This is a genomic window from Woeseia oceani (genome assembly GCF_001677435.1).
GTDB classification, from domain to species: Bacteria; Pseudomonadota; Gammaproteobacteria; order Steroidobacterales; family Woeseiaceae; genus Woeseia; species Woeseia oceani.
In genome coordinates, this window is sequence record NZ_CP016268.1 from 3,362,354 (window position 1) to 3,378,218 (window position 15,865).

Sequence of the window (15,865 nt, forward strand, 5' to 3'; positions counted from 1 at the left end):
GTGCCGCGTTCAGTCGCCGCTGTCAACGGCGGGTCGCGGTGGCATCAACTGTGGCGGAATGGGCGCGCGCCGCCGATCTGACTGCGGTGCGTAATTGGCCGCAAGGTAGTCGAGTATGCCTTTTTCAGTCGCATCGTCGAACTGCCAGAGATTCTGCGTTGCCTGCATCCAGCGAATGATCGCCAGCCAGGTCTGCCGATCCGCGCGTTGCCCGGTGACCAGTTTGTGCGAATGACAACCGCCGCAGTGAATCCGTACCAGCTGCCAGCCATCGGCTTTGATCAGGCCGCTGGCCTCGTCCACCTCCTGTGCAGAAACGGAGGTCGCCAGCAGGCAAAGCAATAGCGTGACAGCGCGCATCACGCCGTCACCTGTACCGCGATTCTGTGGCAGGCATTGTTGAGATAGCCGCGCGGGTTCCAGCCCGGCAGGACCATCGGCTGCTGCCGGCCCTTCGCGTCTTCGGCGCGGGCCCAGACTTCGTAGTAGCCGGTTTGTGGGAAGCGAATGCTGGCATCGAAGTGTTGCCAGGCCAGGCGGTTCGCCGCTTTTTGCAACCGGGCACGTTGCCAGCTGGCGCCGAAATCTATCGAGGTATGCACCTCGCGTATGGCGTCATCACCCGCCCAGGCGTGGCCGCGTACTGCCAGCGCATCCGCAATGCCGTGGCTGATGCCGGACTTCGGCAGCGTGATCAGGGACTTCACCGGCATCGACTCGATAATGCACATGTCCTCGTCGGCGACCTCCGTACCCGGCGCGACCGGCTTGCACGGCACGCGGTATGACTGGCCGGTCATTTTTTCACCGTCATGCACGCGATCCCGTATCAGCAGTTTGTTGAGCCATTTGCCGCTGACGGACGCGGGCCAGCCACCACACACCATGCGCAGCGGGTAACCGTGCAACACCGGCAGCGGTTCGCCGTTCATGGCCCAAACCAGCATCGATTCGTTCTCCAGCGCTTTGGCTACCGGCACACCGCGCGAAATAGGCCGCTTCGATGGATCGCCGGACAGGTGACTGTCGGCACCTTCGTACGCAACGTAAACGGCATCGTCTTTGATGCCCGCATGCCGCAATACGTCTTTCAGGCGCACACCGGTCCATTCCGGGCAGCCAACCGCGCCGGTACTCCACTGATTACCGCGCGCGGGTGGATTAAATTCCGCGCGGCCGTTGCCACCGCACTCGATTTGCAGTTGCAGCGTGTGATGTTTGAATGTTTGTTTCAGTTCGCCGACCGTCATGCGCATCGGCCTGCCGCAGGATTCACCGCCAATCTCGAAGACCCAGTCGTCGGCCGAGGTATCAGCAGTGGCGGGCGGTACGCCGTTGTTGCGCACAAACAGGCGACTCGCAGGCGTCACGTCGTCGTTCAACAGGTGCGCCGGTGTTTCCGCGTTGATCGGCCGGTCATTTAGTACGATCAAGCCTTCTTTGCCCGGCACCGCAAACGGCTCGTCAGATTGCGCAAGCGCCGCCGGAATCAAGCCACCGGGCATGTACTCGGCAAACGGAATGGAAGCGCCTACCGCCGCTGTCATCGCGGCCAAGCCGCTGCCGCGCAGAAAACCGCGACGGGACAGCGGATCGGTCTTGCGTCCCCACAATTGCCGGTCGGCTTCTGCCGCATCCGCCGCGTACAACTCGTGTATGCCTTTCTTGTCGCTCATCGTTCCCCCGGGGCGCCCACCTCGCTATACGGGCGCTAATGCGGATTTCGCGCTTTGCAAATACGTTTCCAGCAAACCGCGCAGCGTGTCAGCGAGTTTCTTGCTGCGGCTGGCATCATAACGCAAAGTCTTTTCATTCATGTAACTGCGCTGCGCCAGCTCAAGCTGCAGCGCGTGCACGTTCATTTCAGGGCGACCGTAGTGCCGGGTGATAAAACCGCCTTTAAAGCGACCGTCGCATACCGCGGAAAACGGCGATCGGGCCGCGCAGCCCGCCAGTTCACGGCGAATAGACGGGCTGCAGCTCTTGCCATCAAAGCTACCAAGATTCAGCACCGGCAGCTCACCGTCGAACAATGCCGGGACTTCGCTGGCAATCGAATGCGCGTCCCACAGCAACGCATAACCGTATCGTTCTTTCAGGTGGTCGAGCGCCTGCTCGATTCTCGTGTGATAAGGCCGCCAATACTGCGCGATACGTTGCGCCTGCTCTTCTGCACCCACGGTTGCGGCATCGCTATAGATCGGTTCGCCGCCAAATGTCCTTGCCGGGCACACGCCGGTCGATACTTGACCCTGGTACAAGGGCACGTCGGCCGCGGGCCGGTTGAGATCGACCACGTAGCGTGACTGGCGCGCAATGATGAGGCTCGCGCCCAGTGCTTTCGCGAAATCGTAAAGCCGGGCAACATGCCAGTCGGTATCCGGCAATGCCTTGCCCACAGCGGTCATGCGACTCGCGATGTTGTCCGGCACCTCACGGCCATCGTGCGGAATGCTGATCAGCAGTGGCGTCGAGCCCTCATGAAAAGAAAAAACTGAATTGCTCATGCGGGAAAACTGGGCAACACGTGCTGACAGTATTCAGAAAATGCACCGCCATCGATCAACGCCGCAAGCTGTTCGATCTCGCCGGACAAAGAACGGTCAGAATCGTAGGCCGGCGAGAACCGGCGAACCTGCTCAATGATGCGCTCGATCGTTTTGGAGCTTTTTCTGGGACGATGAAAGTCGATGCCTTGGGCGGCCGCCAGAACTTCAATGGCGATAATGCAGGCCACGTTGTCGAGCATGCCATGCAGGCGGTTGCCGGCGAACGTTGCCATGCTCACGTGATCTTCTTGATTGGCCGAGGTCGGCAGACTGTCCACGCTGGCCGGATGCGCCAGTGATTTGTTTTCCGAGGCCAGCGCGGCGGCCGTCACCTGCGCCATCATGAAACCGGAATGCAAGCCACCGTCTGTTATCAGGAAGGCCGGCAGACCACTCAGGTGAGAATCGATCAGCAACGCGGTGCGCCGCTCTGCCAGCGCGCCGGTTTCCGCAATGGCCAGTGCGAGGTAGTCCGCCGCCATCGCCACGGGTTCGGCGTGAAAATTTCCGCCTGACAACACATCGCCGGAGTCGGCAAACACCAGCGGGTTATCACTGACCGCATTCGCCTCGGTCTCGAGCACGCGCGCAACGTGCTGCAACACATCGACACAGGCACCCATGACCTGCGGCTGACAGCGGATCGAGTACGGATCCTGCACTCGCTGACATTCGATGTGCGAAGCACGAATTTCACTGCCTGCCATCAATTCGCGCAATACCCGCGCAACGGCGATCTGCCCGGGTTGCCCGCGCACTTCCTGGATACGGGGGTCGAACGGCGTGTCGCTGCCCTGGATCGCATCGGCAGACATTGCGCCGGCGCTCAGCGCGGCCGCGATAACGTGTTCGGCACGGAACAACGCCGCGAGCGTCAGCCCCGTTGAGACCTGCGTGCCATTCAGCAGCGCCAGCCCTTCTTTCGGTGCAAGCTGCAGCGGTGCCAGGCCCGCCGCTGTCAACGCCGCCTCCGCCGGCATTGCCTTTCCGCCAACCCTGACCTCACCGATTCCGAGCAACGCGCCCGACATGTGCGCCAGCGGTGCCAGGTCGCCGGATGCGCCAACCGACCCTTTGGCTGGAATCGACGGATAGATATCGTTGTTGAGCAAAGCGCACAGTGCGTCGACCAGTTCTTCGCGCACGCCAGAGTAGCCTTGTGCCAGCGCCACTACTTTCATAACCATGATCAACCGCACGATAGCGTCGGGTAACAATGCGCCAACACCCACCGCATGTGAACGCACCAGATTCTCCTGCAGCTTCACCAGGTCATCGTTGCTGATCCGCACCTGCGCAAGTTGTCCGAAACCGGTGTTGACGCCGTACACCGACTTGCCGCCGGCAACGACCTTTTGAATCTGCGCCGCTGACGCGCGGATGCCGCGACGGGCTTTGTCGCCCAGTGTGATTCGCACAGGTTCTGCCCATGCAGCGCGCAGTTCGGCAAGGGTGACAACCTGACCGTCTATGTGCAGGTTCATGAGGGTTCTCCCAGCATAGGCATTTTGAGTTTATGTTCACGGGCACAGCGTATGGCTACCTCGTAGCCGGCATCGGCGTGCCGCATCACGCCCGTGGCCGGATCGTTCCACAGGACTCTGGCAATGCGCCGGTCCGCCGCCTCCGTGCCATCACAAACGATGACGAGACCTGCATGCTGTGAATACCCCATGCCGACTCCACCGCCGTGGTGCAGCGACACCCAGGTCGCACCACCCGCCGTGCTTAACAAGGCATTCAGCAACGGCCAGTCAGATACGGCATCGCTGCCATCACGCATGCTTTCGGTTTCGCGATTGGGACTTGCCACCGAACCGCTGTCGAGGTGATCTCGACCAATGACCACCGGCGCTTTCAGTTCGCCGTTGCGCACCATCTCGTTGAACGCGAGCCCCAGCCGGTCACGTTGCCCAAGTCCCACCCAGCAAATGCGTGCCGGCAGACCCTGAAACTGAATACGCTCGCGGGCCGCGTCCAGCCAGTTGTGCAGGTGCGGGTCGTCCGGGATGAGTTCCTTCACCTTGGCATCCGTCTTGTAGATATCCTCCGGATCACCTGACAGTGCCGCCCAGCGAAACGGCCCAACGCCACGGCAGAACAAGGGCCTGACATAGGCGGGAACGAAACCGGGGAAATCGAACGCGTTGCTGACACCTTCGTCAAACGCAACCTGGCGAATATTGTTGCCGTAGTCGAAAACAGGAATACCCAACGCCTGGAATTCCAGCATGGCCTGTACGTGCCTGACCATGGACGTCGATGCTTCGCGTGCCACCCGCTGCGGATCCTCACTGCGCGCCGCAAGCCATTCAGCAACACTCCAGCCAGCGGGTAAATAGCCGTTCGCCGGATCGTGCGCCGAGGTCTGATCGGTCACCGCATCCGGGCGGATGCCGCGGCGTAACATTTCCGGCAACAACTCGGCCGCATTGCCCAGCAAGCCTACGGATACCGCTTTCTTGTCGGACACGGCACGCTCGATGATCGCCATCGCTTCGTCCAGGGTTTCGGCGCGCTCGTCGAGATAGCCGGTTTTGAGGCGCATGTCGATACGGTCGGACTGGCACTCTATCGCCAGCATCGAAGCACCGGCCATGGTCGCCGCCAATGGCTGTGCGCCGCCCATGCCACCGAGTCCCGCCGTGAGGATCCATTTGCCGGCCAGGTCGCCGTTGTAGTGCTGGCGCCCCATTTCCACGAACGTTTCGTAGGTGCCCTGCACGATGCCCTGGCTGCCGATGTAGATCCAGGAACCGGCCGTCATCTGGCCGTACATCATCAGGCCCTTGCGATCGAGCTCACGAAAATGCTCCCAATTGGCCCACGCGGGAACGAGATTTGAATTTGCGATCAGTACCCGCGGCGCGTCCACATGGGTGGGAAACACGCCGACCGGCTTGCCCGACTGAATCAACAAGGTTTCGTCATCGCGCAACTCACAGAGCGCTTTGACAATGGCGTCAAAACATTCCCAGTTCCGCGCCGCCTTGCCGATACCGCCGTACACGACCAGGTCCCCGGGTCGCTCGGCCACCATCGGATCGAGGTTGTTCAGCAACATTCTCAACGGCGCTTCTGTCAGCCAACTCTTCGCCTGCAGCGTGGTCCCTGTCGGCGCTCGTACAATTCTGTCGTTGCTCATGCGTCTTTCACCGTATGTGTGTTGTGCGCGCCGGCGACGCTTTGCTGCGGTGTACTGCGCGGCGTACCGGGCGGTGCGTAGTGTCCGGTCAGCTCGAAGCGACTGCCGGGATGACTGAGGCGACCGAAACTGACCGGCCGGCCGTGCGCCCAGGTTCGGCGCACGATGACGAGACAGGGCTCGCCCGTCTCCATCTTGAGGTGTTGGCGCACAGCCGCGTTCGGGATTGCGGCGCGCACGACTTGTTCGGCTTCCTGCAGAGGCGCGATTGCACTGAGATAGGCGCTCGGCGTGATCTGCGTGAAGTCCTGTTGCAAACAATCCGGCGCGAACCCGGCAACGATATGCCGGTCTTCCAGTTGCACGGGCTGCTCGTTTTCTTCGTGGACGAGCAACAGGTGAAACACATCACTACCGGCTTCCACCTGCAAAGAGCGGGCAACTTCGCCACGCGCATGTTGCTTCGATACCCGCAACACCCGCGCTGAATGCTTGCGGCCGCGCAATGCAATTTCGTCGGCGATACTGCGCACTTCAAGTACGTTGGATGTCGCGCGCAGATCAGCAACAAAAGTGCCCAGCCCGGCGACGCGTTCAACGTAGCCTTCGGCGTGCAACTCGCGCAGCGCCCGGTTCGCTGTCATACGCGACACACCGTAGGACTCGACCATTTCGTTCTCGGAGGGCACCCGATCGCGCGGTCGCAACTCGCCGGCGGAGATACGCGCGATGATGTTGTCTTTGAGTTCGCGGTAACGCGGCTTTACAGTGCCTGCCATCAGTGCGTCGCTCCGAGAATTGAGGACAGTTCGGCGACCGTATCGCGGTAGGCCGCGCGCGCCAGTCCACGATTGACGTGGCGCCCTTCAAGCACCTGCCACGCGCCGTTCACCATGACCCGGTCGAGCGGCAAGGCATAGCCAGAGAACACCAGCGCATCCAGCACCGTGTCGGCATCATGGCCGGCGAGCATGGGGTCAGCACCGTCCAGCAGCAGCAGATCCGCGACACAGCCCGCCTCGATACGGCCGCCGTCTGTGCCTGCCGCCAATGCGCCGCCCTGGGCCGCGCGCTCAAACAGGGCACTGCCGGTATTGCACTGGCCGATGGCGGCAACGTTGCGTTGTTCGGCAACCAGGCGCTGCCCGTATTCCAGCCAGCGTAATTCCTCGAAAGGATTGATGGAGATGTGACTGTCGGAGCCGATCGCCAGGCGCCCGCCCTGTTGCAGATAGGCCGCCAGCGGAAACAGGCCGTCGCCAAGATTGGCCTCTGTGCTGGGGCACAGACAAACAACCGCACCGCTTTCGGCGAGGGCCGCGACTTCGTCAGCGTCGACGTGGGTTGCATGGACGAGGCACCAGTTTGAACTGAGCGCATGCTGCTCCAGCAGCCAGCGCACGGGACGGCGATGGCGAATGGCCAGGCTCTGTTCAACTTCCCGTTGCTGCTCGGCGATGTGCAGGTGCATCGGCACGTTGTCACTGCCGGCAACGGCGGCAATTTCCTGCAACGACTCCGCACTCACGGCGCGCAGGCTGTGCGCACCGATCCCGACCGTGGCGTCACTACCGGCGCGTTCCCGACAGCGACGGTAGTGATGCAGAAACTCCGGCAGCTCGCGGTGAAAACGTTGCTGCGGCGGCGACAAGGGTTCGTTATCAAAGCCACCGCGCTCATACAGTACGGGCACGTAGATCAGGCGAATGCCGCTGTCACGCGCGGCCTCCAGCAACGCATCGTACATGCGATCGTCAGCATTGCTCTCGACGGCTGCGTGCAGGTAGTGAAACTCGCAAACCGAGGTATACCCACTCGACACCATCTCCGTGTAGGCCTGCCGCGCGATCGCCATCAGCCGCGGCGCATCGATCAGCGCCGACAAACGGTACATGCGCTCGCGCCACGTCCAGAAATTGTCGCGGTGTGCGGGGGCGCGCTGCTCGGTATGGCCGGCCAGCGCCCGCTGGAAAGCGTGACTGTGCGCATTGCACAAGCCGGGGATTACGATATCCGCGTCGACATCATCCTCAGCGTGCCGGTTGTCGGGGCTTGCCGCCACGATCCGGCCCGCCGCGATCTGCAGGCGGACGTTGGCGCGCCAGCCTTCTGGCAGCAAGGCTTTGCGGGCAAAAATCGTCGTCACCGGACAGGCTCCCAATGGTTGTATATACAAGTCACGACATGCTACCGTTTGCCTCCACCGAATTGCAACAGGGATGGCGAACACCATGCCGCACTGGGACCTCCTGATCACTGACGCGCGCATCGCCAGCATGCGTGCCGCTGCCGGCGCCTACGGCATCATTGAGGACGCGGCGCTGGCAGTCCGTGATGGCCGCATCGCCTGGCTCGGCGCCGCAGCGGAACGCCCGGCGGTGGCAGCGACACAGACGGTATCGGCCGCCGGCCAGTGGCTCACGCCGGCGCTGATCGACTGCCACACGCACCTGCTGTTCGGCGGCAATCGCGCCGCCGAATTCGAGCAGCGACTGCAAGGTGCCAGCTACGAAGCCATCGCGCGCGCCGGCGGCGGGATCATGTCCACGGTCAATGCCACGCGCGCCGCCAGCGATGCCGAATTGCTGGCAGCAGGCTGTAAACGCATTGACGCCTTGCAGCGCGACGGCGTTGCCAGCGTGGAAATCAAGTCGGGCTACGGGCTCAATGCGGCAACCGAGTTGCGGCTGTTGCGCCTGGCAAAACAACTCGGTGAATTGCGCAACATCACTGTCAGTACAACGTTCCTTGGCGCGCACGCAGTACCGGCCGACTTCGCCGGTAACGCTGATGAGTACATCGACATGCTGTGTAGCGAGCTGCTGCCGCAAATTGCGAGCGATGGGCTCGCCGACGCGGTCGATGCCTATTGTGAATCCATCGCCTTTTCCGCGGAACAGGTCAACCGCCTGTTTGCCAGGGCCGCCGCACTCGGATTACCGGTGAAACTGCACGCCGATCAACTGAGTGACACGGGCGGCGCGGCCCTCGCTGCCCGCCACCACGCATTGTCGGCCGATCACCTTGAGTACAGTTCGACCGACGGCATTGCCGCCATGGCCGCCGCCGGTACCGTTGCCGTCCTGCTGCCGGGTGCGTTCCTGACTTTGCGTGAGACGCAACTGCCACCGGTCGAGGCGTTACGCGAGCACGGTGTACCCATCGCGCTGGCAACGGACTGCAACCCCGGCACCTCGCCTGTCGCCTCTCTTCGCGCCATCATGGCACTCGCTACCAGCCAGTTTCGTCTGACACCGGAGGAATGCCTCGCAGGGGTCACACGTGTTGCCGCGCAAGCACTGGGGCTGCATAACGACACGGGCACACTGGAAGTCGGCAAACGTGCGGACATTGCGCAGTGGGACCTGCAACACCCGCGCGAACTCAGTTACTGGCTGGGACTGAACGAACTGCGGCAACTCTACGTCGGCGGCAAAACCGTGCACCCGAACAATTAGGTTTCCCGGTCCGTGCCGGACGGCACCGCCCTGCTCTGGCATACTTCCGCCCCGACTTTGCGCCACCTTAAGAAACTGCAATGAATTCCGGACTCGCCGGCAAGCGCCGCTTTGTTCTCATCCTCGGCTGTCTGACCGGCCTTGCCGCCATATCGATCGACATGAGCCTGCCCGCCATTCCGGAAATGGTGCGCGAACTTGCCACCAGCCTGTCGCTCGGCCAGCAGATCGTGACCTGGTTCATGGCTGGACTCGCGCTGGGACAACTGCCCGCCGGCCTGGTCTCGGACCGGATCGGCCGCATGCCCGTGCTGTACGCCGGCGTGCTGACTTTTATCGCTGGTGGTGCCATCTGCGCTTTTACCGGCTCGATCGAACAAATGCTGGCAGGCCGCTTCTTGCAAGGCATTGGCGCGTCCGCCGGTGCGGTCATTGCCCGCGCAATCGTTCGCGATGTCGCCAGCGGCAAGGAAGCTGCCCGACTGCTGACCATCATGGTGATGATATTCACGGCTGCGCCGATGCTGGCCCCCATGGCCGGCTCGCTGCTGGTGACCGTGTCCGGCTGGCGCGCACCGTTCATCGTGATAGCGGTGTGCGGCGGACTGATGCTGATTGGCGTCAATCGCGGCCTGCGCGAAACCCGCTTGCCAGTGCGCGACCACCACATACTGCGGCAACTGTGGATCAGCTTGCGCGAATTCTCCCGCCACCGTCAGTGCCTGTTCGGTGTGTTGCTTGTCCTGCTGACGGCTAGTGGTTTCTTGTCGCTGATCACCAGCTCATCGGCATTGATCATCGAAATCTACGGCTACCCGGTATCCCAGTTCGGGTTCATCTTTGCACTCGCCGGGTTCGCGATACTGCTCGGCTCGACCATCAATCGCCGCTTGCTACTGACCTACAGCTCAATGCACGTGATGGGGGTTGGCGCAGTACTGATCGGCGTCGCCGCGTTGCAGATGCTCTTGATCGTCTGGCTGGATGCCGCGCCCTTTTGGTGGCTATGGGGCAATGTGTGCCTGTACATGCTCGGTACCGGACTCTTGCTGCCGAATGCAACGGCCATGGCCCTGGACCCGGTACCCGCATTTGCCGGCGTAGCCGCGTCCATTATCGGCACTGTGCAAAACCTCGCCGCCGCGCTCAGCTCGTTGGTCAGCAGTCTGCTCTACGATGGCAGCATCCGAAATGTGGTTATCAACATGGGTATTTGCGGCACTGCCGTATTCGTCAGTTTTCTGCTCCGCGCACAGATACTTGGCAGCAAACCCTTATTCGCGGAGGAAGGTGCGGACTGAATCACCTTCCGGCCTGCAGCCGCTCGGCCAGAAACTCATCGAGCGCCTCGAAGACGGCGAGCCGGTTGTTGTACTCGTCGAGAAAATGCGTGCCATCTTTGAGTTCCAGGTAGCGTATATCCAGATCCGCCTTACTGGCGCGGGAATAAAATGCCCGCGATTGCGCCACGTCGACGCGCGTATCTACCGTGCCATGGACCAGCAGGATGGGCGCACGGATTTTTATGACGTGCCTGATCACCGAGTGCTCACGCAACATCTCCACATCCTCCCGTGAACCAACGTCGCCAATCGATTTGGCAACGATGGGCTTCCGACCCGGATTCAACGACTCGAGATTAACCATGTCATACAGGTCGGCAATGCCTGCAATACTGGCAATACAACGATAGTCATGCGGTCTTTGATACGCGGCGACTAACGCAACATAACCGCCGTAACTCGCACCAACCATGCACTTGCGATCGGCATCGACGATGTCCTGCGCCGTCAGCCAGTCAACCGCTTCATACACGTCTTGTTGCATAGCCTGCCCCCATTGCCGGTATCCGGCGGCCTCAAATGCGGAACCGAATCCTTCCGAGCCGCGAAAATTGACCTGCAGCACTGCAAAGCCGCGGTTGGCGAAGAACTGCACGTAGGGGCTGAAATACTGGTAGTCGCGGCTGTGTGGACCGCCGTGCGGGAATACGATCAATGGCGGCTTCTCGGCGGCAGGCGCCAGCGGCATCGTCAGGTAACCCTGCAACGTTGTGCCATCCGAGGCGGTGAATTCATAAGGCTGCACGGTCGGCAGCGTCTTGCCCTCGAGGTTCGGGTATTGACTGAACCACGCGCCGCCCGTTTTCTTGTCCAGGTCCAGCCAGATGTATTTCGGCGGTGAATTGTCGCGTTGCGCCGCTATCATCAGGCGCTTGCCATCCAGGCTGCGACTGACGACGTTGGTTTCGAGGCCGGGAAAACTGTTGTCGATCAACTGGTCAGTGGCTTCCGCCTGCTGATCAAAATAATGATCCTTTTGAAAGTGTTCGTAGTAACTGACGCCGATTACCCGGGACCGATCAGTCGACAGGAGCGCGTCACTGACGTCGTAACCATCAGCAGAGAACAACAGATCTTCGAAACTGCCGCTGGGTATGTCGTAGCGCCAGACGGCCTCGCGGCCAAGCTCATGATCGCTAATGACCATGGCCTTGTCGCCGGCTATTTCGATCGGGACAAAGGTCTCGTCGACGAAACTCCGGCGTGAATGCAACTCCTGGAATTTGCCCTCGCCTTCCGGCCGGCACCAGAACGTCGTAATGTCCTTGTCAAACTCCAGACCCAGAACAACATTGCCTTTGCTGTCGGCAAACCATCGGTCAACATCGTAATCATTAATAAATTGCTTATCGAAATCGTTCTTCTCCAGGTGCACCTTGAAGACGGTGTAGCCCTTATCCCGCTCATCGTAAAGCTGCATCAAAATGCGCTCGGGATCATCCGGCAGCAAGGACAGCACGTGGTCTGTTGAACGATAAGCATCCCACTCGGAGGGCCGGCCCACACTCTTGCGCCTGACCTGCCGCATCCCCTTGCCATGCCGGTCAACCTGATACAGGCGGCGAACGCGAAACTTGCTGCCGCCCAGTGACTCAGCTTCGCTGACCGAGATTAACAGTCGCTCGTTATTGGCCCACCGCACCCACTCGATGCGGTCTTCGCCATACTTGAGCTTGACGATCGCGTTGAGCTCCTGGCTGCCGAAATCGCTGATGACGATGGTTGGTCCATCTTCGCTGTTCAGTACGGAAGCGACGTAACTGCCGTCCGGCGAAACGTGCGGGTCGGCAATAACCGGCAACTGGCCGAAGTACTGGTAGGGCAATTGCTCGGCGAGGACGTTGCCTGACAGCAAGGCAAGAAAAGCACAGAGTAGTCGAGACACGGCATTGACCCTTGTTGGCGGGTCCACCGAAACTGCGCGACCCGGTAGTAAAACGGCCTTGCAGAACTCAGGCCAGGAGTCAGAGCGCTGATAACTCTAGCGAATAAGCCGGGACTTTTCACCTGCGGTGCCATCCGCACGGGTTGCACCTGCTTGCCCACCCGTCAGGGCAGCTCGGTCGAAATCTCGGAGACCGGGCGTCTTTTTTGTTGCGGTGTGATCTTGGGGTAGCCGTAAAAGATCAGACCCACGACAAACTCCTTGTCGGGATCTATACCAAGTGCGGCAAAGAAGCGCAGATCGCGATTGATGGCACCGGTGGCCCATTTTGACGCGAGGCCGGCTTCGGACAGGTAAAGCATCAGGTTCTGAATCGCGCAGCAACAGCTCGCGTAGTCCTCTTGCTGCGTCAGCTCATCGGCAGAATAGCGGCAGGTTACGACCAGCCAGCCGGGGCGGGCGGCCGCCGCTTCGGCTTTGAAATTGCCTTTGTCGGCACCTTTTTTCTCGGTCACGATCGTGCGCGTCAACTCCACGCATTTTTGAATGGCATCAGGTCCCAGGAGGTAAAAATGCCACGGCTCGGTCACGTGGTGATTCGGTGCCCAGCGGGCTACCTCGATAGCATCCCGTATCAACTTGCGACTGACAGGCTGCTTGAGAAACAGGTTGATCGTGCGGCGCGCCCGAATGCGTTCCGCCAGCAGGCGCAGTGATTTCTGCGTCCCGTCAGGATAGTTGTCTTTCATGCACAGTCGCCTGGGTATCGGGCGAACTTATGTTCGCCGTCGGTCACTAATGCCTGCGGGAGCAGGCTCGAGGGCGCGATTATAACAACCGCGACGGCAGGAACTCGCGCCGAATCGCAAGTACAACGAAAACGGGCCCCGCAGGGCCCGTTCGAACTGACAATCATGTCAGGCGTCAGTCAACCGCATTCTGCGCGGCCGCCAGCAAGTCGTCGGCGGGCAATCGAACTTTGTAATCGGCATTGACGAAGTCAAACACGATCTTGCCGTCCTTGTTGATGACGTAGACCGCTGGCACAGCCAGGGCGTTGTGCTGACCAATCGATGAGCCACGGTAGTCACGGCCTTTCTTGTCGAGGTAATTGGTCAGTCCGCTGTCTACCTGGAATGCCGTACCCAAAGCGCGGGCGGCATTGACCTCGGCGTCCGACAGAATCACGTAGTCGCGCCCATCGATGTCTTGCTGGGTGTCCTGCTGCAGGCTGCTGTACAGCTGGTCCGGCCGGTCACCGCTGAGAAACAGTACATCGACGCCCAGGGCATTGATCTGGGGAATAACGGTGCGCAATTCGGACAGGTGCAGATTGCAGTACGGACACCAGCCGCCGCGAAACGAGATGAGTATCGTCGGCCTGGTCAGGTTGTTCGGGTCGAACTCGTAGACTTCGTTGTCCACGGTACGCACTGTGAATGCGGGTGCCTGATCGCCACTGGCGAGAGGCTTAACATCCGCGGCACTGGCAGGCAACGCTTCGGCGGCAAGCGCGGGCGCGGCAATGGCAAGAGCAAGACTTGCCATGAACATGGCGAGGTTAGTCGAACGAGTGAGTACGTGCCGTAAAATCATTCCAAATCTCCAGGGGGACCGATGCAACTGACCGGCCTTGTCGAATGAATATTACAGCAATGGACGGCGCAAGCTGTCCGGCAGTCAAAGCCCGCCACTGACCTCCAGAATACTGCCGGTCACAAAGCTGGCGCGGTCGGAGGCCAGCCACAGTATCGCTTCGGCAATTTCGTCCGGCTGACCACCGCGGCCCAGCGGAATATTCTTGGCAACGCGTGCCACACGATCCGGCTCCCCGCCCGCAGCGTGAATTTCCGTGTGTACTGTCCCTGCCCTGACGGCGGTGACCCGCACGCCCACGTTCGCGACCTCTTTCGCCAGGCCGATGGTCAGCGCTTCGACAGCGGCTTTGGATGCGGCGTAATCGATGTACTCGCGAGGCGCACCGAGCCTTGCCGCAACGGACGACACATTGACGATCACCCCGCCGCAGCCGCCGCGGGCGGTGGACATGTGGCGAACCGCTTCGCGGGCGCACAACATCGTGCCTATCGAATTGATGGCAAAGACCCGGTGCATGCGTGCCGCATCCATTTCTTCCAGCGGCATTTGCTGTTCCAGCGTACCGGCGTTGTTGACCAGCACTGAGACCCTGGGAAAAACGCTCAGCACCGCAGTCCAGGCACGGACTATGGATGCTTCATCGGCAAGATCGGCCGGCACCGCCAGCGCCCGACGGCCGCCGGCTTCTATCGCCGCACAGACGTTACGGGCTTCGTCATCGCGTTGCCGGTAGGTCAATGCCACATCGTAGCCTGCGACGGCGGCCAGCAGCGCGGTGGCGGCACCGATACCCCGGCTGCCGCCGGTGATGAACATTACGGGGGTGTGATCAGTACTCGGTTGATTGTTGCTCATGTCGTTGCTGTCGTGATGCGCTTACTCAGGCAATGATGCGCAATGCCAGATAGGGCGCAATAAAAAACAGGACGTTGCCAAGTTTGAACATGGCCATACCGGCGTAGTGAATCCTGTCGAACTGCGGCCGGGTAAGCTCGAACCAGCGGCCATGCAAGCGCAGCACAAAATCATGTGCGAACACAAAAACCAGGAACCAGAACATCAGTACCGCTATGTTAAGCAGTGCGGTCCAACCCAGTACAGCACGCAGGATTTCATTGGTCATGATTATTCCTCATTTGCGTAGTCGGCTCGGTTCAGAATATCCACCAACCGTTATCGAGATCATTCTCGCAGCGCTTTAATTGAGCGCCCCATTCTTTGGCACGGTACTCGACCTTGCCAGCGACATCGCGCAACCAGCGTTTTTTGTTGTAGCTTTTGCGCTTCCAGCCGTTGTGACCCTCATGATACGCAAGATACTGGTTGTAAGGGTCCCACTTCGATATACCCAGTGTGCGTTGGGAAACGCTCGTATACCAGCCGACAAAGTCGATGGCATCGCCAAAGTCATCGCGATCCGCGAACATCCCGCCCGCTTCGTCCTGGTACCACTTCCAGGTGCTGTCGAGAACCTGCGCATAGCCGTAAGCATTGGAAGGCCGGGTCCAGGGTATGAAGCCAAGCAGCTTGCGTCGCGGTGGCCGCGCATCAAACCTGAATGACGACTCCTGGCGAATGATCGCCATTTGCACGTGCACAGGCGTGCCCCACTTCTTCTCTGATTTTTTAGCGTCCTTGTACCAGGCGCTTTTCTCTTTGAAGATCGCACAGATGTTTTCGACGTTCTGCGGCGGCGTGCTTGCACAAGCCGCGGCCAGTGCGAGCCACAAAAGGCCGAGGCCGATTGCCAGCAGCCGCATCTTCAAGGGTGTCCCCCCAAAGCCAGCATACGAAAGTACTTCGATTCATTCGATTGCATAGGCCCGCAGTATACCGACCTTGCAACGACGGGCGGCAAGTATGCACGCCGTACCGTCATGGCCCGG

At 60.7% G+C, this 15,865-nt stretch carries 15 protein-coding genes; 2 read left to right on the forward strand and 13 right to left on the reverse strand.

Annotated features, from left to right (window positions below):
• Positions 1–9: 9 nt before the first annotated feature.
• Genes BA177_RS15220 through BA177_RS15250 form a run of 7 tightly spaced genes read right to left on the reverse strand, consistent with a single transcriptional unit; the run spans position 10 to position 7,840 of the window.
• Complete coding sequence (locus BA177_RS15220) at positions 10–360, reverse strand: hypothetical protein (protein WP_068617590.1); 351 nt, start codon at positions 358–360, stop codon at positions 10–12.
• Positions 360–1,676 carry a sulfite oxidase gene (locus BA177_RS15225; protein ID WP_068617592.1) on the reverse strand — a complete coding sequence of 439 codons (1,317 nt, stop codon included), beginning with the start codon at positions 1,674–1,676 and terminating at the stop codon, positions 360–362. Before BA177_RS15225 ends, BA177_RS15220 begins: the two co-directional genes overlap by 1 nt.
• 24 nt (positions 1,677–1,700) lie before the next feature.
• Positions 1,701–2,507, reverse strand: a complete 807-nt coding sequence (gene hutG, locus BA177_RS15230) for an N-formylglutamate deformylase (protein ID WP_068617594.1) — start codon at positions 2,505–2,507, stop codon at positions 1,701–1,703.
• Positions 2,504–4,033, reverse strand: coding sequence for a histidine ammonia-lyase (hutH, locus tag BA177_RS15235; RefSeq protein ID WP_068617595.1), 1,530 nt, complete (start codon positions 4,031–4,033; stop codon positions 2,504–2,506). The genes hutG and hutH overlap by 4 nt, the downstream gene beginning before the upstream one ends.
• Positions 4,030–5,694, reverse strand: coding sequence for a urocanate hydratase (gene hutU, locus BA177_RS15240; RefSeq protein WP_068617597.1), 1,665 nt, complete (start codon positions 5,692–5,694; stop codon positions 4,030–4,032). The genes hutH and hutU overlap by 4 nt, the downstream gene beginning before the upstream one ends.
• Positions 5,691–6,473, reverse strand: coding sequence for a histidine utilization repressor (gene hutC, locus BA177_RS15245; RefSeq protein ID WP_068617599.1), 783 nt, complete (start codon positions 6,471–6,473; stop codon positions 5,691–5,693). Before hutC ends, hutU begins: the two co-directional genes overlap by 4 nt.
• On the reverse strand, positions 6,473–7,840 hold the full coding sequence (locus BA177_RS15250; RefSeq protein ID WP_068617601.1) for a formimidoylglutamate deiminase: 1,368 nt from the start codon (positions 7,838–7,840) through the stop codon (positions 6,473–6,475). The genes hutC and BA177_RS15250 overlap by 1 nt, the downstream gene beginning before the upstream one ends.
• Positions 7,841–7,925: 85 nt before the next feature.
• Here BA177_RS15250 and hutI point away from each other — a divergent pair, with 85 nt between their 5' ends.
• Together hutI and BA177_RS15260 are read left to right on the forward strand one after the other, a co-directional pair.
• Positions 7,926–9,152, forward strand: coding sequence for an imidazolonepropionase (hutI, locus tag BA177_RS15255; RefSeq protein ID WP_082990329.1), 1,227 nt, complete (start codon positions 7,926–7,928; stop codon positions 9,150–9,152).
• 80 nt (positions 9,153–9,232) lie between these two features.
• Entirely contained in the window at positions 9,233–10,453 is a 1,221-nt protein-coding gene (locus BA177_RS15260) for a multidrug effflux MFS transporter (RefSeq protein ID WP_068617605.1), read from the forward strand.
• A 1-nt stretch (position 10,454) separates the two neighbouring features.
• Here BA177_RS15260 and BA177_RS15265 read toward each other — a convergent pair whose 3' ends face one another.
• From BA177_RS15265 to BA177_RS15290, 6 genes are all read right to left on the reverse strand, one after another.
• A complete protein-coding gene (locus BA177_RS15265; protein ID WP_156762849.1) occupies positions 10,455–12,380 on the reverse strand; it encodes an alpha/beta hydrolase family protein in 1,926 nt (641 codons plus the stop codon).
• Between the two features lie 164 nt (positions 12,381–12,544).
• Positions 12,545–13,129, reverse strand: a complete 585-nt coding sequence (locus BA177_RS15270) for a nitroreductase family protein (RefSeq protein WP_068617607.1) — start codon at positions 13,127–13,129, stop codon at positions 12,545–12,547.
• Positions 13,130–13,304: 175 nt separating this feature from the next.
• Positions 13,305–13,976, reverse strand: coding sequence for a peroxiredoxin-like family protein (locus BA177_RS15275; RefSeq protein ID WP_082990158.1), 672 nt, complete (start codon positions 13,974–13,976; stop codon positions 13,305–13,307).
• A gap of 84 nt (positions 13,977–14,060) precedes the next feature.
• Complete coding sequence (locus tag BA177_RS15280) at positions 14,061–14,834, reverse strand: SDR family oxidoreductase (protein WP_068617611.1); 774 nt, start codon at positions 14,832–14,834, stop codon at positions 14,061–14,063.
• A 25-nt stretch (positions 14,835–14,859) separates the two neighbouring features.
• The gene (locus BA177_RS15285) at positions 14,860–15,102 is read right to left on the reverse strand and encodes a DUF6868 family protein (protein ID WP_068617613.1); all 243 of its coding nucleotides are present in this window, start codon (positions 15,100–15,102) and stop codon (positions 14,860–14,862) included.
• Between the two features lie 31 nt (positions 15,103–15,133).
• Positions 15,134–15,739 carry a transglycosylase SLT domain-containing protein gene (locus tag BA177_RS15290; RefSeq protein ID WP_068617615.1) on the reverse strand — a complete coding sequence of 202 codons (606 nt, stop codon included), beginning with the start codon at positions 15,737–15,739 and terminating at the stop codon, positions 15,134–15,136.
• Between the last annotated feature and the right edge of the window lie 126 nt (positions 15,740–15,865).